Consider the following 22,533-nt stretch of genomic DNA (forward strand, 5'->3'; position numbering starts at 1 on the left):
GATACGCTATTTAATACAATCTGCCAAATAATTCAATTAAAAATAAGCGTTTTTACAAGAATGGCTCGATAGATACTAATCTTTTTAAAAGAAAATGCTTACCTTTGCAATAATTTCCGAGAAAATCGGTTATATAATTACATTGATGTAAAGAAAACATGTTTTTTTGATGAAAAGATATATCCTTTCGTTGTTTTTGCTTTTGTGCTGTGCCACAATAGCATTCTCTCAGTCATCGATGACCGATGACCAGATTATTAGGTTTGTTGTGAAGGAGCAAAAAGCTGGTTCTACACAACAGGAAATAGCCATCAAGCTTGTGCAGAAGGGCGTTACCACTGAACAGATTAAACGTGTGCAGAAGAAGGTGGAACGTCTGAAGAAAGAGCAGGGCCTCGGCACCGTGAAGAGCAAGACCTTGCCCATGGACGACGAGGTCGAGGGACGCATGCGCAAGAACAATGGTGCTGAGAAGAAGAGTACAACAGAGCGTTTGAAGGGCGAGAGGCTGAGTAAGGACAAGTCAAAGAGACCCAGTAGCGCTGACAATGTGCTTCTTGAAGAAGATGAGGCTAAGGATATTAAGGACGAGCTTGATGAATTTATGCCCGACTCACTTGACGTATATGACCGCATGGTTATAAAGAAATACCTGAAGGCAAAGGAAGAAAAGGAGAAAAAGGATAAAAAGAAGATATTCGGTCATGACCTCTTTAACAACGAATATCTTACCTTTGAGCCAGAGGTTAATATTGCAACTCCCGACAATTATATCATTGGCGCTGGTGATGCCGTGAATATTGATATCTACGGTGCCTCGCAGAAAACCATAGAGACGACGGTGTCTCCCGATGGATATGTTGTTGTCGAGGACTATGGTCCAATACAGTTGGGCGGCCTCACCGTTGAGCAGGCCAACGCCCGTTTGCGTTCGCAGTTAGGCCCTCGTTACAGCAGTTCTCAGATTCTGCTTACTGTAGGCCAGACACGTTCCATCACCGTTAATGTGATGGGTGAGGTGAAGATGCCAGGCTCTTACACTTTGTCTGCCTTCGCATCCGTGTTCCATGCCCTTTACATGGCAGGTGGTCCTAACGAGATTGGTACGCTGCGTGACATAAAGGTCTATCGTAACAACCGCCTCGTCACCACTGTCGATGTCTATGATTATATCCTCAACGGCAAGCTGAAGGGCAATGTGCGCCTGTCTGACAATGATGTTATTACTGTTGGAACCTATGATTGCCTTGTCAGCGTTAATGGTAAGGTGAAGCGTCCTATGTACTACGAGATGAAACGTTCGGAGAGCATGGGCACCCTGATGACCTATAGTGGCGGCTTCACTGGCGATGCCTATAGGAAGTCAGTGCGCGTAATACGTAAGGAGGGTACTCACATGTCGGTATATAACGTTGGTGAGTTCGATATGGGCTCGTTCCACATGGCAGACGGTGACTCTGTTACTGTTGACTCTATACTGCCACGCTATTCTAATATGGTCGAGGTGAAAGGTGCCGTGTTCCGTCCTGGCATGTATCAGTTGGGTGGACAGGTGAGCAGTGTGAAGACGCTGCTCGAACAGTGTGACGGTGTTACTGAGGATGCCTTCACAGCCCATGCCGTGATGCACCGCCTGCGTGAAGACCGCACACTTGAGGTTATATCCGTAGATGTTGACGGCATAATGAACGGCAGTGCTGCTGACATAGCTCTTAAGAACGAGGATGTACTCTTCATTCCTACTAAGAAGGAGGTACAGGAGGAACAGACCATCACCATCCATGGCGAGGTGCAGTATCCTGGCGTATATAAGTATGCTGCCAACGAGACCCTCGAAGACTTCGTGCTTCAGGCTGGTGGTCTGAAGGAGACTGCTGCCATGGTCAACGTGTTCGTCTCGCGCCGTGTCGTCAATCCGATGGCTACAACAACCGATAGCATCATAGGTGAGTCATTTAATTTCTCACTGAAAGACGGATTTGTCATTGAGGGCGAGGCAGGCTTCCACCTAATGCCTTTCGATGAGGTGTTCGTGCGCAAGAGCCCAGGCTATAATGCTCAGCAGAACGTGACCATTGAGGGCGCTGTGCTCTTCGGCGGTGATTATAGTCTCACTAAGCAGAACGAGCGCCTTAGTGACTTGGTACGCAAGGCTGGCGGTGTGACAAATATTGCCTATGTGGAGGGTGCTCGCCTGGAGCGTAAGCTTAACGAGGCAGAGCGTATGCGCTATGAGGAGTCTGTCAAGATGCAGCGTCAACAGAACGAGGCTGCCATGATGGAACAGGCCCTGAAGAGCGGACGCTCAATAGGTGAAATACAGTCTGCTATGCAGAGTTCTCAGGAGCGCCTGCAGATTCCCGAGACCTATCCTGTTGGCATAGAGCTTGATAAGGCGTTGGCAAAGCCTGGCAGCGACTACGACCTTGTGTTGCGTGAGGGCGACCGCCTCATCGTGCCTACGTTCACCAGTACAGTGAAGATTAATGGTGAGGTGATGTATCCTAACACTGTGAGCTATCTGCCGGGCAAATCAGTGAAGTACTATATCAACCAGGCAGGTGGCTACAGTTCAAAGGCGAAAAAGAACAAGACCTACATTATCTATATGAACGGTGACGTGGCAAAGGTAAAGTGCCGTACAAAGGTGCGTCCTGGTTGTGAGATTGTGGTGCCACAGAAGGCTATCAGCCGCATGACAACTGCTGAAACAATGGCTTTGGGCACAGGTGTTGCTTCTATAGCCACGATGATTGCTACCATTGCTAATCTGATGAAGTAAACCCAGAAAGATGATATGGAAGAAGAGAAAAAGAAAACTATAGATCTCGCGGCCATCTTCAAGAAGTTGTGGCCATATAGGAAAAAGTACTATTATGTGCTTCCTGCAACGCTGATAATAACATATCTGTTGACGGTTTGCGTTCCTCGCTATTATAGTTGTACCGTCAGTCTGGCACCGGAGATCAACGGTCCGTCGATGTCGGGCTCGTTAGGTTCGCTCGCTTCGACAATTGGTCTTGGTTCGCTTGCAAAGATGACATCGCAGGATGCTATTTCGATATTAATCTATCCTGATGTAATAGCGTCGCGCGACTTTATCTCTGAGCTGATGTCTGTTGAAGTAACGACAAAGAAGGGCGATTTGAAGTGTAACTACTATACCTACCTTCGCGATCACCAGAGTAGTGCTTGGTGGTCACAGATTATCAGTTCTGTCAAGGAATGGGTGAAGCCAACACCTCCTGACAGCTATAATGGCGAAGAAAAGATATCTACGTTCCAGTTGACAAAGCGTCAGATAGACATCTTCGAGTCTGTCAAGTCGAACATAAACTGTAATTTGAATAAGAAGACAGAGGTCATCTCAATCACTGTAAAAGATCAAGATCCGTTAGTGTGTGCCACTATAGCAGATGCTACTTGTAAGAAACTGCAGGAGTTTATTGTTGCCTATCGCACACATAAGGCTCAGGTAGATTACGACTACTATACAGGCTTGTGTGAAGAAAGCAAGGCAAACTATGATGAGGCTCGTCGTAAATATGCTGAGTTTGCCGACTCCCATCAGGATGCTTTCATGGTGAGCTATAAGTCTAAGGAGAACGATCTCGAGAACGAGATGCAGCTGAAGTATAATATTTATACAGCAATGACTACTCAGAAGCAGGCCGCTGCTGCCAAGCTGCAGGAGGCAACACCGGCGTTCACCACCATCCAGAGTGCGTCAGTGCCAGTGAAGCCTGCAGGTCCAAAGCGCTTGTTCATCTCTATTTTCATGATGATGATGTCGTTCTTCGTACTCTCTGGCTGGTTGCTTTTGAAGAAATGCTAATTGTTCCTTTCTGTAATGGTAATTGCACTTGTCATAGTCTTTATGATAGCCTTGGCTCTTTCTTTCTACGAGGAAAGACTTGTTGAAAGAGATAAGGTCATATCATTTATTCTTTTTGGCATTGCACTGATATTCATTGCAGGTACACGAGGCGTCTTTGACACTCCCGACTCATTGGAATACGAGGAGATGTTCTATGATGCCGGTTCAGGCACTTTGCTTGAAGCAGCAAACGAACCCACCTTCCGCTTCTTCTCTGTGACATTGCGAGATGCAGGATTTGGCATAAACGCACTGTTTTTCCTTTACGCCTTAATCTCCGTCCCTCTCCATCTGCGCTGTCTATGGAAGATGAGCACTCTGCCTATGCTGTCGCTAGTGGTATATCTGTCATATTATTACCAGATGCACGACCTTGTACAGATGAGATGTTCTGTCGCGTCGGTGCTGTTCCTTTTTGCTATTTACTATTATTGCGAACAGAAGAAGATATATGCTTTCTTCTGCATCCTGGCAGGAATATTCTTCCATTATTCTGCTGCTGCAGGCTTCCTTATATTCTTCTTCAATAATAAGGAATGGAGCCGCTGGAAAGTATGGACTTCGTGTCTTATAGTGCCTGTTGGACTGGTTGTCTATTATTCGGGTATAGATATTTCCTATATTGTACCCGAAGGTCTTGGTGGTGACAAGCTTGAGACATACAGAAAACTTAGAGACAGTGGCATTGACGAGGAGCTGGCAGGATGGGACCTAAAGGGTAATGCAGTTATCTGGCTGAATGTGTTACTTTTCTATGGTGCGCTTGCATATAGGACTACTCTTGCAGAATATTGCAAGTACACTCATCTCATGATAAAAATACTCGCATTGGCATTTGTGTGCTTGTTCTTTCTTCACAATGTGAGTGCTGTGTTGGCAAGTCGTCTTTGTGACTATTTTGAGGTAGTGACTATTATATTATGGACGGCGGCTGTCTATGCCTTTAGTCCGTTGATAGCCGGCAAAGTGTTGATAAATTTCGTGTCACTATTACGATTCGTGTTAAGCATGCTGTTCTATGCAATGGCTTTGCTAACCTTGGATCGCTGAACCATGGCAAACGGTGTAGAATATATAGGTAAGAAAAGCGTGGCATGGAGCTACCTGTCAGTGTTCTTTTCAGTAGGCTCGGGTATTATTCTCCTGCCTTTTATCCTATATAGCATGCCGTCTGATACAGTAGCTGTATGGAACATCTTCCAGACCATCTACGCATTGACCATGTTGCTTGACTTCGGCTTTCGTCCATCTTTTGCCCGTAACCTTAGTTACATCTTCTCAGGTGTAAAGAAATTCTCTGTAAACGGAGTTGAGGAGTCGCATAACGAGGATATTAGCTATGTACTGCTTAAGGACACTCTTCAGGCAATGAAGATCTTCTATAGGTGGGCAGCGCTTTTGGTATTGGTGCTATTGTTGTCGGTCGGTACATGGTTCTTCGTTATGCTGATGTCAAAGTATAGTGGTGACAGTGACGATGCCCTTGTTGCATGGATATTGTTGTGCGTGATAAACTGCTATAACGTCTATACGCTTTATTATGATTCGCTGCTAACTGGTAAAGGTTATATATCCCAGTTGCAGAAGATAACCATATTAGGTCAGGCTGTATATCTCTTTGTCGCTATTATCCTCATACTATGTGGAATGAAACTCAGTGCGATAGTGCTGTCACAGGCTCTGTCTGTCGTTGTGAAGCGTGTGCTGTCATACAGGGTTTTCTTCAATGTCGAACTGCGAGGAGAACTGAGTAGGGTGGAGTGTAATGCCCCATACGATGTTCTTCGGGTGATAGCACCCAATGCAGTGAAAGTGGGTCTGACTTCCTTTGGTAGCTATATAGTAAACCGCTCTGCTATGTTCCTTGGAGCCATCTATCTGTCGCTTGACGTTATGGCTCAGTATGGTGTGTGTGTCCAGATACTTGATATCATGGCGCGGTGTGGAACGATGATGTTTGTAACCTATAGTCCAAAGATCGCGCAGTGGCGTACGCAGCGTAATATGATACAAATAGGACGCGTTTATATCTACAGCATTTACTCGCTAATCGCCATTTATGTTATTGGCGGAGCTATAGTGTTGTTGGCTGCCGACCCTCTGCTTGATGTTATTCACAGCAAGACACATCTGCTGCCAGCAGGCCTCGTGACGCTGATGCTTGCTATCAATCTGTTGGAGCAGAATCATGGCATTGCGGCAGGTTTCATTCAAGCAGACAACCGTGTGCCGTTCTTCATACCGTCTCTTCTGTCAGGATTTGCAACGGTGTTGCTGCTTTGGTTGATGCTCGATATCTTTGACATGGGCGTGCTCGGGCTAATACTTGCCCCTGGTATCGTACAACTTGCCTATCAGAACTGGAAGTGGCCCTCAGTCGTTATAAAAGAAATTTGGGGCAAGGGAAACTGCAAATGATAATTGACTATGAAGATATCTGTTGCTTTAACTACTCATAATGGTGACCGTTTTTTAAGAGAACAGCTCGACAGCCTGTACTCTCAGACTATGGTGCCCGATGAGGTTGTGGTCTGTGACGACTGCTCTACTGACCATACAATGGAGATTCTCGATGAATATGCCGTCAAATATGGCTTGCGATACTACAGAAACGAGCCGGCACTTGGCGTAAATGCCAATTTTTTTCGAGCTATATCATTGTGTGATGGCGATTATGTGTGTATCTGCGACCAGGATGATGTGTGGATGCCTCATAAGATTAAGACATTGGTAGAAGCCGTAACGTCGATAAACAGAAACGATGTGCCTGTTGCTGTGTCATCATTGCGACAGGATGTAGATGCTAAGCTGAACCCAATATGCCCACCGCAACAGTTCCCCTATGGCGAACGTTGGGAAGATACTCTTCTCAATACAGAGCAGTCTCAGGGATGTACTCTTATTCTGAACAGATGCCTTGCGAACCTCTCGGTAAACTACTATCACGAAAAGAGTAAGGCTGACGATGTGATGTATGATGTACTTATTTCACTTCTTGCAGCCGTGTTTGGCGTGAAGCGCAACCTTCCCGATGTACTGATGTGTTATAGACATCATGATGCGAATGTCGTGGATAAGCTGCGAACTGGAAAGAAGTCTTTTTGGCAGAAAGTAAAGGATATGCCTACATATTACCCATTTTTGCTTGACTATCGCATAAGGGAACTGGCAGTGATGAGTGAACTCGTTGAAGGTGAGGAATGTCCATCGGATGTTAGGTTGTTCCTTGATAAGATGCATGAGTTACATGCCATCCGCTCTATCTTCAGCGGATTACCGTTGGTGCTTGGTTTGCCACAGTTGTCTTTAGGCCGTAAGTTGAAGGTAATGGTTCTGACACCTGTCGTTAAATGTCTGAAAATAATAGAAAGCCATATATGAGGAGGTTGTTTTTACTTATATGCTTGCTCTGTAGCGCAGTCCTGTCTCATTCTGACGATGAGATGCCTGTCATTGCATACATAGGAGTGTCTGGCTGGCGTAATGTGGAGGCGGAGTTTAAGACGTTCAGCGAGTGTGGCTTTACGGTGAGCCTTAACACATATACGTCGTTGGATACGTTGTTGAAAGCATGCGACTACGCAGAGAAATACGGTGTTAAGATTATCGGTGGCTGTCAGGAGATGTTTGATGAGCCTCAGAGAGCAGCAAATGCTCTGAAAGACAAAAAGGGCTTTTACGGCTATCTACTGAAAGACGAGCCGTCGCTATTAGAGATACGCGAGATGAACGAGGAGATGCAGCGGCTAAAAACTGTGGATAGTACACACACTTTCTATGTTAACTTGTTCCCAAACTACTATCCCGAATGGATAGAACCAAGTCAAACGGCCAAGAGCTATCCTGAATATGTGCATGCATTGGCACAAACGCCATGCAGACAACTGTCTTTCGACTATTATCCTGTCACGTCAGCAGGAATACGTTCTACATGGTATAATAATCTGGAGATGATACGTAAAGTGAGTATAGAGACAGGCAAACCGTTTTGGGCGTTTGTGTTGTCCATGCCTCATGATGTGCCTTCAACTCCTGACACTTATTATCCACAGCCCAACATCGGCTCTTTGCGACTACAGGTCTATTCGAACCTTGCTTATGGTGCACAGGCAATACAGTATTTTACCTATTGGACACCTGGCGATGTGCAAGGACTTCACTTTCACGATGCTCCGATATCTCCAGAGGGACAGAAAACAAACACTTACTGGCTTGTACAACGCATGAACCGTGAACTGAAGCCTGTGGCGAAGCTCTTTTATGGAGCTAGAGTGCTCTCGGTAGGTCACCTTGGAACAATTCCTGATGGCACTAAAGCTGTAACTGAGGCACCGTTAAATATCAGTCGTCTGGAAATAGTGGGAAAGCCTGGCGCTGTGGTGTCGCAATTTGAAAAAGATGGTCATCGCTATCTTGCCATTGTTAACAAAAACCATAAAGGTTCTATGAAGGTTCTGATAAAGAAAAAGAATAACATACCGCGTTATGTTACCAAACTGCTGCGCGAGCGGTCGATGAAATCATCATATACCGTCCCTGCTGGCGATATAGTGATGTTCAGGCTGAATTAGTATTGTTCTTTTAATTTATGGAAATCGACACATGAAGATACTATATATCATAGACGGAATGTTTAACTCTGCTGGCAGAGAGCGGGTGGTGGCAAACAAAGCCAAGTGTCTCTCTCTTATGGGGCACCAGATAACGGTGCTTACCACTGACCAGCGTGGACGTCAGAGCTACTATCCACTGCCAGCGAGTGTAGAGATGGTGGATTTAGGCATAAACTATGACGAGTATTACGGTAAAAACATATTCAGCAAACTCGCTGCTCACAAGAGTAAGAACAGATTGTTTAGAAAACGTCTGGGCGAGTTTCTGAAGGCTAATCCACAGGATGTTATCGTAACTCTTATGGACCGGTATGTGCCTGCAGTGCTCGCGTTAGCAGGTAAGAGCGTGACTGTCTATGAGCACCACTTCAATAAGTTCGCAATGTATGACTTGAGGGAGTCACGGACGAAGCATGTCCTTCAGCAGTTGGTCTATGGTGTGAAGGATTGGTACTACACACGTTTCTATTACAAGAAACTTGATGTCTTTGCTGTGCTGACAGAGGAAGATAAAGAGTACTGGGGCGAAGGCTTTAGGAACATGGTCTGTATGCCAAACAGCATCTCGTACAATGGTGATAAGGTCTCTACCCTTGAGAATAAGATTGTCATCAGCGTTGGAAGACTGACCTATCAGAAAGGCTACGACCGTCTTGTTGACGTGTGGCGTGGGGTAGAGCAGAAGAATCCTGAGTGGCAGTTGCATATATATGGAAGCGGTGAGGACAAGGATATGCTTCTCTCGAAGATAGAGGAATATGGTCTGAAAAACGTCACAATTCTTCCACCGACATCTGATATAGAGGACAGACTCGTAGAGGCGTCGCTCTATGTTATGACGTCGCGCTTTGAAGGTCTTCCAATGGTTTTGCTCGAAGCAATGGCTGTTGGCTTGCCCCTCGTTTCTTTTGACTGCAAGTGCGGTCCGAGGGATGTCATTGAGGACGGTAAGAACGGCTACCTTATTCCTGATGGGGACTTGCTACTCATGGAGAAACGGATTAACAGTCTGCTGAACGATGATGAGAAACTGAAGGAAATGTCCCTCTATTCCAAGGAAGCAGCGATGAGATTCTCCCATGAGAAGATTATGGAACGTTGGATAGAACTATTTCAAAGCGTAAAAAAATGACAAAGAAGGTATTTGCTTATTTCTATACGAACAATAAATACAGCTCAATCTATCAACAGACAATGCTTCTGTTGGAGAGACTTGAGAAGATATTTTCTGTTAAGGTAACCATTATTGACAGAGAAGGACTGAAGCAGCATATAAACAAGAACGGTGAGATCGTCCTCTTGCCATACGAACGCTTCAAGCCTGAGCTGCTAGGATTTGGGAGCTTCAATAATGTGGTTTTTATATATCACAACATAACTCCTGCTTGTTTCTTCTGGAAGACAGAGCCTGTTGTTGCCCTTAAGTCCGTAGTAGGACATCTGCAGTTGCGTCTGTTGAAATATTTCTCTAAACACTGGGTTGCAGTTAGCGAATATAACAAGAGGGAACTGGAAAACTATGGCTATAAGGATGTGCATCTTTGCAGTAACTTGATAAAGAACTCTACTACAGACGGCGATAAGACTGCAGATCCTTCGTTGCTGTATGTCGGTAGAATAGTTCAGAACAAAAAATGTATAGAACTGCTTGAGGCTGCCCTGAAGACAACTGAGTTGATGGGGCGTAGTGTCACATTGTATGTTGTTGGAACTGGTAAGAAAGGTACTGCCTATCTGAAACAATTTCAGGAATGGATAGACAGTCATAAAGGCGGACTGCTCAATGTGTGCTGGATAAATGGACTGTCGGAAGAGGAACTGGCTTCACTCTATCACCGTTGTTGGCTTTATGTGTCACTTTCTCAGCATGAGGGCTTCGGACTTCCCGTCTGTGAGAGCGTAAACAATGGTACACCTGCCATTTATACACGATGTGGCGGTCAGGAACTTGTCCTTGACAATCAGGGCTTAACCGATGAGGCTGATTTGGCTGCAAAGGCCGCTCAGCTCCTGTCTGACAGTGCGCAGCTTAATGCTTTGTATGAGCAGCAGAGAGCACTCGTTGAGACATTTACCATTCCGAACTATGACTCTGAGATAGAGAAAGTCTTTACAAGGTTTATTAGCATTTAAACTCAAAAATTTTGTAAATGAATTTTAGACAAATCAGCAACGAGTTTGTGTAAATACCGTTTTCGCGACATGCCCTCACGTCGTCTTTTATAAGTGTGAGACGACTGTTGATGTTGCGTGTGCTGGCTCCTCCTGTGCGCATTGTGACGAAGTCCATGGGAATGTACTTTGCGCGTATCTTTTGAATCATAAACAGGCGTACCATCATCTCGTAGTCTGAACCGATTTTATAATCCGTCTTGTAATAGCCGGCTTTCTCAAAGACTTCTTTTCTGCAGTAGAACGATGGGTGGGCAGGCATGAAACCGAAACGCAGCCATAGAGGACGGAAATGCTTGGAACTGTAGTATCTCACGCATTTGTCTGGCAGACCGTCGCGTATAAAGTGTATGTCGCCGTAGATGGCATCAAGCTGCTTATCATCGAAAGCCGTTACCATACGCTCAATAACATCGTTAGAGGTGAAATAATCATCTGAGTTTAGTATTCCTACAACATCACCTGTAGCCATCTTTATTCCCTTGTTCATGGCGTCGTAGATGCCGTTGTCCTTCTCGGAAATCCATCTCAGACGACCTCCGAACAGCTTTTCATGTTCTTTAATGATGTTGACGGTGTTGTCTTTCGATGCGCCGTCAATGATGATATATTCTATGTTTGTGTATGTCTGCGCCAAGACAGACTTCATGGCATCTGCCAGAGTCTTCCCATTATTATAAACTGCAGTTATGATAGAAACCTTTGTCATCTTTTCAAATAATTATTTCACAGTATAGTTCAGCGCCTTCGTGGCATCTTCTTGTTCGGCATCGAATGCGGACTTCAGACCGAAGAGCATGTGTAGCATGTCAACAACAGAGTGCAAAATTACTGCTTTTATTTCACAAAAAATGAGCTGGTGAAGAAAAAATATAAAGTTAAAGCAATAATAGACGTTTTTTTCTGTTATAAAAATAAAAGATAATGCATGACAGAACATATACTCGTAATTTTAGCTTTCGTTCTTAGCGCAGTGTTGGGTTTCATCTTCATACCGATAATACTCAACTTCTGCAAGGAGAAGAAGCTCTACGACATACCAGATTCCCGTAAGGTGCACAGCAAGGCAATACCTCGCCTTGGTGGTTTGTGCTTCTTGCCGAGCATGTTCTTTGCGTTTGTTGCAACCATGCTGACGTTCAACAATTTCTCTGGTGAGACAGAACTCTCATTGAACCTATGGTCGGTATATTTCTTTGTAAGCCTTTTACTTGTCTATAGCATCGGTTTCATTGACGACCTCATCGGACTTGGTGCAAAGACGAAGTTCACAGTGCAAATCATTGCGGCCTTGCTCATGCCGTTGGCATACCTTTACATTAATAACCTTTACGGTTTCCTTGGTATTTATGAAGTGAACTATTTCGTTGGTGCTGCTCTCACGGTGCTGGTGATAGTGTTCATCACGAATGCCATTAACCTAATAGACGGCATCGACGGCTTGTCGGCCAGCATATCGTTCATCGCCCTGACAGGCTTTATGTTGCTTTTCTTAAATGAAGATGTGTGGCGTTACAGCGCGCTGATAGCGAGCCTGATGGGTGTGCTCGTGGCATTTCTCTATTTCAACCTGTTTGGTAAGGTTGAGGATAACCGTAAGATTTTCATGGGAGACTCAGGTTCGTTGACACTTGGCTTTATCCTCGGCTTCCTTGCCGTGAAATATTCCATGAACGACACAAAGTTAATGGCTGTGCGCACAGACGCCTTGTTGGCATCATTCACATTGCTTGTCGTCCCAGTCTTCGATGTGTTCAGGGTCTCTCTGAACCGCATGATTCATCGCAAGCCCATTTTCAGTGCCGACAAGAATCATATTCATCATAAGCTCATGCGTACAGGACTGAATCAGCATCAGACTCTTATGGCAATAATTGCTTTGTCGCTGTTCTATATCTCGGTAAATTCGATACTGGTGAATTACGTGTCTTCAACGATTGTCGTTGTGATAGACATTGTTATATGGCTTGTGTTTAACATGGTGGTTAACATGGCGATTCGTAGAAACGGACAGCCGGTATTCTTAGTTCGTAAAGACAATGAATAATATAGGGAAGAGGTTATTCGATTTCATCGTGGCGTTGATAGGCCTGCTGTTGCTGTTGCCTGTCTTTGTCGTGATATACATAGGGCAGAAGATTACCTATAAGGGACCTGCGTTTTTCCGTCAGGAGCGCATTGGCCTTGGCGGGCGTCCGTTTATGATTTACAAGTTCCGCACTATGGTGGTTAACAACGAGAATGACGGCGTGCCACAGTTGGCTGAGGTCGATGACGATCGACTGACAAAGTTCGGAAAGTTCCTGCGTTCCCATCATCTTGACGAACTGCCCCAGTTGTGGAATGTGCTGAAAGGTGACATGTCGTTAGTGGGTCCGCGTCCTGAGCGCAAATATTTCATTGACCAGATAATGACTCGCGATTCCCGCTACGAGAACCTCTATGCCATTCGTCCAGGTGTCACTTCTTATGCAACGCTCTACAACGGATATACAGACACCATGGAGAAGATGCTTCGTCGCCTGGAACTTGATCTTTATTACATGGAAAACTATTCGTGGCGTTTTGACCTTCTGATAATCTGGAAGACTTTTATCAGCATTCTTTTCGGAAAGAAATTCTGATTGGTTAAAAACAACAATGATGGGTTTTTGTTAAAGACAACTTTGCCAAGATAGGCCACTTTGATTGATTTTCCGCAAAAAAATGGCGTAAAAGCAAAAGATAGTCCAATTTTTTTTAATTTTCTGTAATAATTTGTTACCTTTGCCGAGTTAAATGCATGGTTATCGGTAAATAATTAGGTTTTTCAATGGGCGTTACAAATAGACTAGCAAACTGGTATTTCACTAAGAAAGCATTACCATATTGGTGTATACTTATCATGGATATCGTGATAGTGTACCTCTCATACCTCTTCACATATTTGCAATTCCGCAGTCTGACGGAGCTTCTTGGCGACTTCCAGATGATTTCGTTCAACGCAATGATATACATGATTTTCTATATCATTGGTTTCCGAATTATGCGCACCTATTCAGGCATCTTCCGCTATTCGTCGTTCGTTGACCTACAGCGTGTAGGCTATGCTATGGGCTTTGGAATGGTCGTTGCCTATTTGCTGCACTATGTCTTTGCTTACAATGAGTATGTCATCGAGACATTTGGTACTGTCAATCTCTTTACACATCTCCGTGGACGCGAGATTCTTGTAGCGTCTGTACTCTCGACACTTGTTATGTGGGGCGTACGTATGTTCGTGAAGGCCATGTACGACTTGTTCTATGCCAATGTGCATGCCATGCGTACATATATCTATGGCGTGAAGAATGGTGGCATAGGCATAGCTAAAAACATTCGTGCTGAGAAGCCTACACGCTTCCTGCTTCGCGGTTTTATTACCGATGATCCTGATTTCCGTGACTATGTGCTGATGGGCGTTAAAGTCTATCGTCTCAATGAAGACATTGTGACACAGATGAAGGAGAATCACATTGAAGCCATCATCATATCGCCGTTGCGTCTGCGTGCATTCCGTAAGAACATTGAGCTACAGAACCAGCTCATTGAGGCGGGCATTAAGATTTATATGACCCAGGAGGAGCGCGAATGGGGCGAGGATACATTGGATAAGCCACAGCTGAAGGAGATCAGTATTGAGGACCTTCTGCCGCGCGACGAGATTGAGGTTGATATGATGGCTGTTGGTAAACTGCTTACCGGTAAGTGCATCATGATTACTGGCTCGGCTGGCAGCATTGGCAGTGAGATGGTGCGCCAGATAGCTATTTATAATCCGGCGGAGCTTGTCCTCGTAGATCAGGCTGAGACACCGCAGCACGACATACTGCTGATGATGCAGAAGGATTATCCAGATATCAAGGCGGAGGTCGTGGTGTGCAGCATCTGCGAAGAGAACCATATGGACTATCTCTTCCAGAAGTTCCGTCCGCAGTATGTGTTCCATGCTGCTGCCTATAAGCATGTGCCTATGATGGAGGATAACCCCTCTGAGAGCATCACAAACAACGTGCTTGGCACTAAGGTTATTGCCGACCTGTCAGTGAAATATGGGGTTAAGAAGTTTGTTATGGTTTCTACTGATAAGGCAGTCAACCCCACTAACGTCATGGGCTGCTCGAAGCGCATCTGCGAAATCTATGTGCAGTCGCTCAACAACAAGTTGTCTGCTGAGGCCGCTGCTGCTGGCAAGGCCAACGAGCATTGTCAGTTCGTAACCACACGTTTCGGTAATGTGCTTGGCTCCAACGGATCGGTAATACCCCTCTTCCAGGAGCAGATAAAGAAAGGCGGTCCTATCACCGTCACCCATCCAGATATCATTCGTTTCTTCATGCTCATCCCTGAGGCTTGTAAGCTTGTCCTTGAGGCAGGCACCAAGGGCAATGGCGGTGAGATATTCGTATTCGACATGGGTGAGCCTGTGAAGATAGCCGATCTCGCAAAGCGTATGATTTCTCTCAGCGGCATGAAAAATGTGAAGATTGAGTTCACTGGTCTTCGTCCTGGCGAGAAGCTCTACGAGGAGGTGCTCAACGAACAGGAGTCAACGAAACCGTCGTTCCATGAGAAGATTCGCATCGCTACCGTGCGCGAATATGACTATAACGAGGTGAATGCTGCCATCAATGAACTGGGACGTGTGGCGCTCAGCTATGACAACATGGAGACCGTGAAGCTTATGAAGACTCTTGTGCCAGAGTACAAGAGCAATAACTCTGTGTATAGCGTGCTGGATAAGTGAGAGGTTAGAGGTTAGAGGTAAGAGGTAAGAGGTTAGAGGTAAGAGGTAAGAGGTTAGAACCTCCTACAGATAATTAGGGATTTTCCTTACATTGTTTAGGGAAAATCCCTTTTCTTTTTGTGCGTTTCGCCTTACCTTTGCCAACAGAAAACAGATGTTGAACCACAAAAAACCTACAGTTATGAAAAAGATAATATTTACTCTTGTAGCAATGTTCGCGATAGCAACAAATGCTAATGCGATGAGTTATGAACAGGCGCGCAACGAGGCGCTGTTCCTCACCGATAAGATGGCATACGAGCTGAACCTCAGTGACTCACAGTATGAGGCTGCCTATGAGATAAATCTTGATTATCTGATGGGTGTCACCAGCCGTGACAATGTCTTCGGCACATACTGGGAGCGTCGTAATGCCGACCTTAACTATATACTCTACAGCTGGCAGTGGGAGCTGTTCCGTGCAGCAGCCTATTTCTACCGTCCTCTCTACTGGGATGCAGGTTACTGGCACTTCCGCATTTACACCCGCTATCCGCACCGTAGCTACTTCTACTTCGGTCGTCCTCACTTCTATGGCACCTATCGTGGAGGACATGGCTGGCGTTATCATAGAAGCAGCTACTATGCTCATCACCACACTGTCTATCGCCCTCACAACAGCCGCGACCATCATTTCGGCATGCGCGACGGCTGGAACCGTGGAGACTATCGTGGTCATGACGGCAACCACCGCAGCTCAACCCACATAACAGGTCATGATGCTCATCGTGGAAACGATCATGGCGGTATAAACAACAGTGGCCGTACGTCACGTCCGAGCGATGGAACCTCTCGTCGTATTACTGATCGCACTGGTGCCTCAGTGAATAACAGACACGTCCCAAGTTCCGCCTCTTCGCGTGAGCCTATGTCACGCCGTGCTGACAACACAGCAAGTCTCAGCTCCGGTAGCTTCAGCCGCAGTACAAATAGCGTATCAAACCACAGCAGTAATAGCGTGTCAAACCACAGCAATCACAGCAGCTCAAGCCATAGCTCCGGTAGCTTCAGCCGCAGTGGTAGCAGTAGGTCAAGCCACAGTGCTAGCACTCGCAGTTCAGGCAGTCACAGCCACGGCTCTGCTGGTAGTGGTCGCAGCGGTGGTCGCAGTGGAGGACGTAGATAAATTAATGATTTAGTTCACTAGTAAATGCTTGTGTTTGCCTGCAGGTCGTTGTAAAGGGAAAAAACATAAAGAACACTTTTTGATGTTTGTAGCTCCTGCAGAGCTCCTGTGATAATGGCTATGGCTTTGGCTTTAAGAGTACACTCTTCATCCGAAGCCATAGCCATTATCACATAACTATCGTTATTACAAACGTCAAAAAGAAAAAACACCGGCTTTCAGCCTAAAAACTTTTCCTATTTGCTCAATGGCCTTACATTCTATCAAAATGTCATTACCAACAAGGAAATCAACATAATGCTTATGTTTTATCTGTTTATTCAATTTTCTCAAATTGTTTTTTAACCACGAATTACACGAATTGAACGAATTTATTGCTGCACACAATAACCGAATTTATAACAAATCACACGAATAGGAATCGCCAGCGATTCCTTGCTGAGCCAGCCAATTCGTTTAATTCGTTGCATCTACGATGCATATTTTTCAAGTCGTTCTGCATAGAAATATTCGTTCAATTCGTGAAATTACTGCGAGCACTCGTGGGTCTTCGACAAATCTCGTGGTCGTTATATACATGCGAAAGTTGTATATTATAATTCATATCTATAAATGTGTTTTATTGACAGAACGAAGAATCAATGGCATTATTGTACTAATCTTTGTTTTTTAGATTGTGATAACAATCGATGTTTTTGCTTTTCGAGGTTTGTAATAACGAAGTTATGTGATAAGTGGTGTGGGGTTGGCGTAAGAGCTCGCTCTTAAAGACAAGCCCATGCCACTTATCACAAAAGCTCTGCAGGAGCTACAAACCTCGAAAAGTTTTTTTTTGGTTTTTGTTAAAATAAACACAGTGGAGGACGTAGATAATTTTTAGAAGGTCGGTACTATAAGAACTCTGATACCATGTTTGTGTGCGCCGGGTAAGTCAAGATAATTTACTCGGCGCACATATTCTACCTGGAACAGGTGGAATATGTTCTGAATGCCGAGACCATATTCTATATAAGGCTTCTTACCGTCCATTATGTATGAGCCTTCTGGGAAATGCATCAGCACCGAGCTGCCTGCATTTTCCGCCATGTAGGGGTTGTTCTTATTCGACAGGTGTCCCCACAGTCCTTTCAGCTCAAGCAGCTCTCTCCATTTCAGTTTCTTCAGCAGCGGTATTCGGTTGAAGATTTTTCCGTCCAGCTCCCATGTGAGCATCAGCGAGGCATAGCGGTCGTTAAGGAACTCCATGTTGTTTATCATGCTGAACGCAGCGAAGTTATGTATATATGAGAGGTTCGCCTGTGGCATGATGAGGAGAGGGTAGGGCACTTGGTTCCACTGTACGCCAGCCTTCAAACGCACGTCGAGGTGTCCCCAGCTCATGGGCAGCCAGTTGCGTCGGTAGCCCTCAACCTCGGTGAAGTTGTAGTCATACTGCCCTCCGATGAAATGGTTGAATCCGGTGGTGTGTTGCAGCGACACATACCATGCGTCTTTGTTCGTAGTGCGGCGGCGCTGCTTGGTGTTGAAGAAACGCTCCTTCGGAGCAATGCGTACACCCACAGTTCCTTCCGTGTAGCGCATTGTCGGCAATGGTGCCAGCGATGTGTTCAGCGGCTGGAAGGCAATGTTTCCTTTTGGCGTTATCTTCTCCGTCTTCAGCGATGCCGTGAAGCGTGTGCGTCGCAGTGTCTCGTAGTCGAAGGTCAGCTGTTGTGTGTTGTACATGAGCATCTTGTCAATCTCGTGTACCTTGAACGATGAGAACACGTTGTCCTTGTCGGTGCTTATATACTTGTCGCTGGGCAGTGCCACGTCGCGTTTCGATGAGAAGGATATGTTTCTCACGGGGAACTCCTGTGGCAGATACTCACAGCGGCGCAGCGAGTAGGTCATCTCTGCGTTGTAGTAATGGTCGTGATGGCGCGTGCCGTAGGCGTAGTATCCCTTCAGGAACAGGTGCGGATTAAGGTTGGCCGTTGTCTGTCCGCTCAGTCGCAGTCGCAGTCCGTCGTAGAAGTTCTGCGATACTGAGGTGTTCAGCGGTCCCACGTCAAACTTGCTCGGACGCTCTCTTGTGCCAGTCTCCAGATAGTTCTCGAAAAGAGCTTTCAGCACCAGTATGGCAATCTTGTAGCCCTTCTGCTGCTCTATCTCGTCGAGGAACGAGCCCATGGCTTTCTCGCTTGCCGACAGCTCTACCTCGCGGTGCTGAGCCCAGAATGTGGAGTCGCGGTAGGCGGCCTCTGCGTCGGTCTCTTCGTCGGCTTTGTTGCGGAACTCCTTTGCTGCTATCGGCGAGAAGTCAAAGTCCTTGTATCGTGTGGTGCGAGTCACCAGTGCCTTTGCCATGAAGTCTGTCACCGCCAGCTCTACTATCATGTCGTCGATGGTCAGCAGCCAGTCGCCGTTGGGCTGCTTAGTGAACTCCTGCATGCACTGCAATCCGTCAACCCAGTTCACATCGTTTGTCTTCGGGAATGTCAGCTCGCATCGCTTCACCTGATAGCTGCCGTCGGTGAGCACATATATCCTGCCTCTGAAGCCGAAGTCCTGCTGGTTGTTTGCCACAAAGTCCAGCTGTATGCACTGGTCGTGGCCAATGTAGAGCGTGTCGGTAAGGTAGAAACGATAGAACTGTATGGCATCGCGGCCTATGGGACTGCTGAACTTATGGCGCAGCAGCATGATATAGTCGTCGTAGATGTCCACGTCAGAGAAGATGTCTTTTATCAGTGTGGTGACTATGTCGCCCGTCTGGAACAGGTCGTTGAGACCTATCGACTGCTTGCCTGTGATGTGTGTCAGCTCTCGCTTCGGCTGTTTGCGGTAGAGGCGTTCCGACACTGTCTCGTTCATGGTCAGCGGCAGTACCAGCTTGTCGTTGTACTGGCTCACCTCCACGTGTCCCACGAGCCACGGATAGCGTTTGAACAGGCCTTTCTGCAGGTCGTCACTATTCAGGTCATTAAGTGCTACCGACAGCTTCTGGTAGTTTGTGTAGCGGAAATAGTCGTGCTTGTGTATGTCGTTTTTCTTCTTGGCTGCTATCACCTTGCGCATAAAGTCCACGGCGGGGTTGTCCTTGCGCTTATAGCGTGATTTCTTCTTCGACTTCACCGTCACCTCCTGCAGCTTTCGGCTTTCTGGCTTCAGGCGTATCACGAGGTAGTTTGGTGTTGACGGTCCCACGTTGATCACCTGCTGCTGATAGCCCACCGAGCTGAATGTCAGTCGCCATCCCATGTGTCGTGGAATGCTGAACTTTCCGTTGGCGTCGCTTGCCACTGCCACCTTGTTGCCTTTGTACATTGCACTGGCATAAGGCACTGGCGCGCCGTCCTCAGCATCCACCACAACACCTGTTATCTGCGCCAGTGCGGTGCAGAAGGTCATAGTCAATGCCCAAAGAAAAACAATATATCGTTTAGTTTGTTGTCTCATTGGTGTGCAAATTTACGCAAAAAGGCTGAAAGCGCCAAGCTTCCAGCCTTTTTTCTTGTATTTTGGGTGAGGGTGTGTCAAAACACAAGATTTAATTAAAAATTCTAGTTTCTCAAATTGTTTTTTAACCACGAATTACACGAATTGAACGAATTTATTGCTGCACACAATAACCGAATTTATAACAAATCACACGAATAAGAATCGCCAGCGATTCCTTGCTGAGCCAGCCAATTCGTTTAATTCGTTGCATCTACGATGCATAGTTTTCAAGTCGTTCTGCATAGAAATATTCGTGAAATTCGTGAAATTTGTGGTCGTTATATACAATTATGACACGTCCTCCTTCAGTTGTTATTATTCTAACTCGTCACCGTCGTCCCAGAGTGAGCCACCACTTCGCGACAAACCGTCGGTACCGCTTTCCACCGTTTCTCCTGTAAGGATGGCGCTACCGCCTGTGTCGCCTACGCCATTGAGCGATGCTGCTATTATCGTTGCTGTCTCATCTTTGACAAGCATTATCTCAGGTGTCATATATATCTTTTTCATACTTTGTTCCTCCTATAACTTTACTTCACAATAACCTTTTTGCCGTTCACGATGTAGAGACCCTTCGAGAGCTGTCCGTCGATGCGGCGGCCCTGCAAGTCGTAGATTCTTTGCATCTTGTCGATGTTTCTGTTGTTAACGCTAACTATTCCAGTCGTCTCGCTGCCATTTTCATCGAAACCAATGAATGAGAACTGGCGTGCTTCTAAAGACTTTGGTATCCGCAGGTATGCCTTTCCCACAGCTATATTACTTTCGTTAGCGCGATAGAAACCTATCTGTTTGCCTGCCGGTTGAGCAAGTATGTAGTTATAGTTTTCACCATCATCATACGAGAGGCTGTTGCCTGTTATTGCTGTTGTAGGTGCATAGAGCAAGTTCACATCCACATTGTCTGCGCTTCCCACCACGGGTACATCGGCAGTCTCTCCCTTCAGCAGCAGTCCTGTGCCTGCAGGCACCTTTCCTACTGGCGTGAACGTTACCACATTGTCGCTTACCGATGCCTTGTAAGCTATCAGACCGCTCACGTTAGAGAAGTCAAGAGCGTAGTCGTGGTTGGCAAATGTGGCGAAGCCTGTTGTGCAGGGCACGGAAACGGTTGCATCACCTATGCGCTTAATTAAGACGTAGTCGAAACTGGTTGACAGGTTCGTCTTCTCAGTGCCGCTGTTTGCACCATTGATGTAAAGATCCTCTGTTGTTTTATACACTGTGAATTCAGCCTCGACATACTTGGTTTGGTTACTGCCTACAAGAGATGCCATGGGATCATTGGTGCCCTCGCGGAGGGTGATGGCGCGACCGCTATTGCCGTCTGCTACCAGGTGCCCCATAAACTTATATACGCCAGGAGTGAGCTTACCTGCTGCGATTCCTCTGTCTCTTTTGTTTTGTGCTGCTACAGTGCCATAAGCACCATTCGAATATGCTGAATTAGTGCCAGCGGTAGTCTCTTCGTAGAAACCAACAATTGTCTCATCGGGTGTATAGACAATGTTAATCGTTTTGTTAAGGCTTGTTGCTTCGGCTACATAATTGCTTGCAGATGTCGTGTAATACACATTGTCCTTCTTAAAAGCGTAAGGATAGTAATAGCTCACAGCCTCAGAGCTTGTGCCTGATGCAAACTCTTTGATAATATTATTCTCGCTATCAACCGCATTAATCGTATAGTCGAAAGCTGCTGGAGTGTATTCATAAGAATATGATACATCAGAGATGGCAAATGTATGATTACTAAGCCATGAATATGCCTCAATAATTGTTGCGTTACTAACAGTTGTTGAAAGATTCGAGCCTGATAAACCTGTTTGAACAACGCTTTCTCCATCAACGTATGTGATAGTATAACTATATTTGCCTGTGGTTCTGTCTAAAGTAAATGTGACATGAGACGATACACCTTTCAGATTAGAGTTGTTTGTTCCTCCATTAACGCGAACATATGTACCATCGCTTGTTCCGTAGCGCATAACAAGACCATTCGTGTCATAAGTGCTCTTGCTAGATGTACCGGCAGTAGTACCGCGGGTAGCCTTGTCACCTATACCAATCAGGAGGCGCCCAGAAATGGTAACGTCAAATTCTAATGTAACTGATGTCGCACTTGCGATATTCTCCAGTCCGCTTAAGTCAGCCAAAGCTAAGGCATATTGGTTACCAGCATTGCCTGCTGTTTTGAATGTACCATCGTTATTGTTGGTAATTCGGTTTTGGGCTGTAAAACTTACAGTTCCTGAGAAGGTGTCTGCCCACGCAGAATAAGTTCCTCCCAGCAGTAGGCATACTGCCAGTAAGAATGTTCTTATGATTCTTTTCATAAATAATTATATTTTAGTAGTTGTTTTTAAAGATAGTCTTAATCTTTGGGGACAAAGGTAATGAAATGTTGTGTAATAATATTGTGTTTTCATCAGAAGTTGTTCGATTGTAGCAAATAATATGT

General features: G+C 45.7%; 16 protein-coding genes. 12 read left to right on the forward strand and 4 right to left on the reverse strand.

Features of this window, described 5'->3' with window-relative positions:
• Positions 1-169 precede the first annotated feature (169 nt).
• Genes M1L52_RS06830 through M1L52_RS06865 form a run of 8 tightly spaced genes read left to right on the forward strand, consistent with a single transcriptional unit; the run spans position 170 to position 10,623 of the window.
• Positions 170-2,782, forward strand: coding sequence for an SLBB domain-containing protein (locus tag M1L52_RS06830; protein WP_248614184.1), 2,613 nt, complete (start codon positions 170-172; stop codon positions 2,780-2,782).
• A 15-nt stretch (positions 2,783-2,797) separates the two neighbouring features.
• Positions 2,798-3,835, forward strand: coding sequence for a chain-length determining protein (locus tag M1L52_RS06835; protein WP_248614185.1), 1,038 nt, complete (start codon positions 2,798-2,800; stop codon positions 3,833-3,835).
• A 15-nt stretch (positions 3,836-3,850) separates the two neighbouring features.
• Entirely contained in the window at positions 3,851-4,927 is a 1,077-nt protein-coding gene (locus M1L52_RS06840) for an EpsG family protein (protein ID WP_248614186.1), read from the forward strand.
• A 3-nt stretch (positions 4,928-4,930) separates the two neighbouring features.
• Complete coding sequence (wzx, locus tag M1L52_RS06845) at positions 4,931-6,295, forward strand: O-unit flippase-like protein (RefSeq protein ID WP_248614187.1); 1,365 nt, start codon at positions 4,931-4,933, stop codon at positions 6,293-6,295.
• 9 nt (positions 6,296-6,304) lie between these two features.
• Entirely contained in the window at positions 6,305-7,258 is a 954-nt protein-coding gene (locus tag M1L52_RS06850) for a glycosyltransferase (protein WP_248614188.1), read from the forward strand.
• Entirely contained in the window at positions 7,255-8,448 is a 1,194-nt protein-coding gene (locus tag M1L52_RS06855; RefSeq protein WP_248614189.1) for a beta-galactosidase, read from the forward strand. The genes M1L52_RS06850 and M1L52_RS06855 overlap by 4 nt, the downstream gene beginning before the upstream one ends.
• 31 nt (positions 8,449-8,479) lie before the next feature.
• Positions 8,480-9,622, forward strand: a complete 1,143-nt coding sequence (locus M1L52_RS06860) for a glycosyltransferase family 4 protein (RefSeq protein WP_248614190.1) — start codon at positions 8,480-8,482, stop codon at positions 9,620-9,622.
• On the forward strand, positions 9,619-10,623 hold the full coding sequence (locus tag M1L52_RS06865; protein WP_248614191.1) for a glycosyltransferase family 4 protein: 1,005 nt from the start codon (positions 9,619-9,621) through the stop codon (positions 10,621-10,623). Before M1L52_RS06860 ends, M1L52_RS06865 begins: the two co-directional genes overlap by 4 nt.
• Here the strand turns inward: M1L52_RS06865 and M1L52_RS06870 are convergent.
• The gene (locus M1L52_RS06870; RefSeq protein WP_248614192.1) at positions 10,613-11,371 is read right to left on the reverse strand and encodes a glycosyltransferase family 2 protein; all 759 of its coding nucleotides are present in this window, start codon (positions 11,369-11,371) and stop codon (positions 10,613-10,615) included. The two genes, M1L52_RS06865 and M1L52_RS06870, sit on opposite strands and share 11 nt — an antisense overlap.
• 219 nt (positions 11,372-11,590) lie before the next feature.
• Here M1L52_RS06870 and M1L52_RS06875 point away from each other — a divergent pair, with 219 nt between their 5' ends.
• The 4 genes from M1L52_RS06875 to M1L52_RS06890 all read left to right on the forward strand — a co-directional run bounded on the left by M1L52_RS06875 (position 11,591) and on the right by M1L52_RS06890 (position 16,592).
• Complete coding sequence (locus M1L52_RS06875) at positions 11,591-12,709, forward strand: MraY family glycosyltransferase (protein WP_248614193.1); 1,119 nt, start codon at positions 11,591-11,593, stop codon at positions 12,707-12,709.
• Complete coding sequence (locus M1L52_RS06880) at positions 12,702-13,286, forward strand: sugar transferase (protein WP_248614194.1); 585 nt, start codon at positions 12,702-12,704, stop codon at positions 13,284-13,286. The genes M1L52_RS06875 and M1L52_RS06880 overlap by 8 nt, the downstream gene beginning before the upstream one ends.
• A gap of 188 nt (positions 13,287-13,474) precedes the next feature.
• Complete coding sequence (locus tag M1L52_RS06885; RefSeq protein ID WP_248614195.1) at positions 13,475-15,427, forward strand: polysaccharide biosynthesis protein; 1,953 nt, start codon at positions 13,475-13,477, stop codon at positions 15,425-15,427.
• A gap of 181 nt (positions 15,428-15,608) precedes the next feature.
• Positions 15,609-16,592, forward strand: coding sequence for a hypothetical protein (locus tag M1L52_RS06890; RefSeq protein WP_248614196.1), 984 nt, complete (start codon positions 15,609-15,611; stop codon positions 16,590-16,592).
• Positions 16,593-17,468: 876 nt separating this feature from the next.
• Here M1L52_RS06890 and M1L52_RS06895 read toward each other — a convergent pair.
• The 3 genes from M1L52_RS06895 to M1L52_RS06905 form a co-directional block, all read right to left on the reverse strand.
• Positions 17,469-20,033 (reverse strand): DUF5686 and carboxypeptidase-like regulatory domain-containing protein, encoded by a 2,565-nt coding sequence (locus tag M1L52_RS06895; protein WP_248614197.1) that lies wholly within the window; start codon positions 20,031-20,033, stop codon positions 17,469-17,471.
• A 357-nt stretch (positions 20,034-20,390) separates the two neighbouring features.
• Positions 20,391-20,585, reverse strand: coding sequence for a hypothetical protein (locus M1L52_RS06900; protein ID WP_248614198.1), 195 nt, complete (start codon positions 20,583-20,585; stop codon positions 20,391-20,393).
• 20 nt (positions 20,586-20,605) lie between these two features.
• On the reverse strand, positions 20,606-22,408 hold the full coding sequence (locus M1L52_RS06905; RefSeq protein ID WP_248614199.1) for a hypothetical protein: 1,803 nt from the start codon (positions 22,406-22,408) through the stop codon (positions 20,606-20,608).
• Between the last annotated feature and the right edge of the window lie 125 nt (positions 22,409-22,533).

The organism is Prevotella sp. E13-27 (assembly GCF_023217965.1).
Lineage (GTDB): Bacteria > Bacteroidota > Bacteroidia > Bacteroidales > Bacteroidaceae > Prevotella.

What these genes read in the sequence shown, in the direction of transcription:
- M1L52_RS06885 (WP_248614195.1), top strand. Translation starts at nt 13,475, where the DNA reads ATGGGCGTTACAAATAGACTAGCAAACTGGTATTTCACTAAGAAAGCA.
- M1L52_RS06860 (WP_248614190.1), top strand. Translation starts at nt 8,480, where the DNA reads ATGAAGATACTATATATCATAGACGGAATGTTTAACTCTGCTGGCAGA.
- M1L52_RS06895 (WP_248614197.1), bottom strand. Translation starts at nt 20,033, where the DNA reads ATGAGACAACAAACTAAACGATATATTGTTTTTCTTTGGGCATTGACT.
- M1L52_RS06870 (WP_248614192.1), bottom strand. Translation starts at nt 11,371, where the DNA reads ATGACAAAGGTTTCTATCATAACTGCAGTTTATAATAATGGGAAGACT.
- M1L52_RS06875 (WP_248614193.1), top strand. Translation starts at nt 11,591, where the DNA reads ATGACAGAACATATACTCGTAATTTTAGCTTTCGTTCTTAGCGCAGTG.
- M1L52_RS06905 (WP_248614199.1), bottom strand. Translation starts at nt 22,408, where the DNA reads ATGAAAAGAATCATAAGAACATTCTTACTGGCAGTATGCCTACTGCTG.
- wzx (WP_248614187.1), top strand. Translation starts at nt 4,931, where the DNA reads ATGGCAAACGGTGTAGAATATATAGGTAAGAAAAGCGTGGCATGGAGC.
- M1L52_RS06835 (WP_248614185.1), top strand. Translation starts at nt 2,798, where the DNA reads ATGGAAGAAGAGAAAAAGAAAACTATAGATCTCGCGGCCATCTTCAAG.
- M1L52_RS06850 (WP_248614188.1), top strand. Translation starts at nt 6,305, where the DNA reads ATGAAGATATCTGTTGCTTTAACTACTCATAATGGTGACCGTTTTTTA.
- M1L52_RS06840 (WP_248614186.1), top strand. Translation starts at nt 3,851, where the DNA reads ATGGTAATTGCACTTGTCATAGTCTTTATGATAGCCTTGGCTCTTTCT.
- M1L52_RS06855 (WP_248614189.1), top strand. Translation starts at nt 7,255, where the DNA reads ATGAGGAGGTTGTTTTTACTTATATGCTTGCTCTGTAGCGCAGTCCTG.
- M1L52_RS06830 (WP_248614184.1), top strand. Translation starts at nt 170, where the DNA reads ATGAAAAGATATATCCTTTCGTTGTTTTTGCTTTTGTGCTGTGCCACA.
- M1L52_RS06890 (WP_248614196.1), top strand. Translation starts at nt 15,609, where the DNA reads ATGAAAAAGATAATATTTACTCTTGTAGCAATGTTCGCGATAGCAACA.
- M1L52_RS06880 (WP_248614194.1), top strand. Translation starts at nt 12,702, where the DNA reads ATGAATAATATAGGGAAGAGGTTATTCGATTTCATCGTGGCGTTGATA.
- M1L52_RS06865 (WP_248614191.1), top strand. Translation starts at nt 9,619, where the DNA reads ATGACAAAGAAGGTATTTGCTTATTTCTATACGAACAATAAATACAGC.
- M1L52_RS06900 (WP_248614198.1), bottom strand. Translation starts at nt 20,585, where the DNA reads ATGAAAAAGATATATATGACACCTGAGATAATGCTTGTCAAAGATGAG.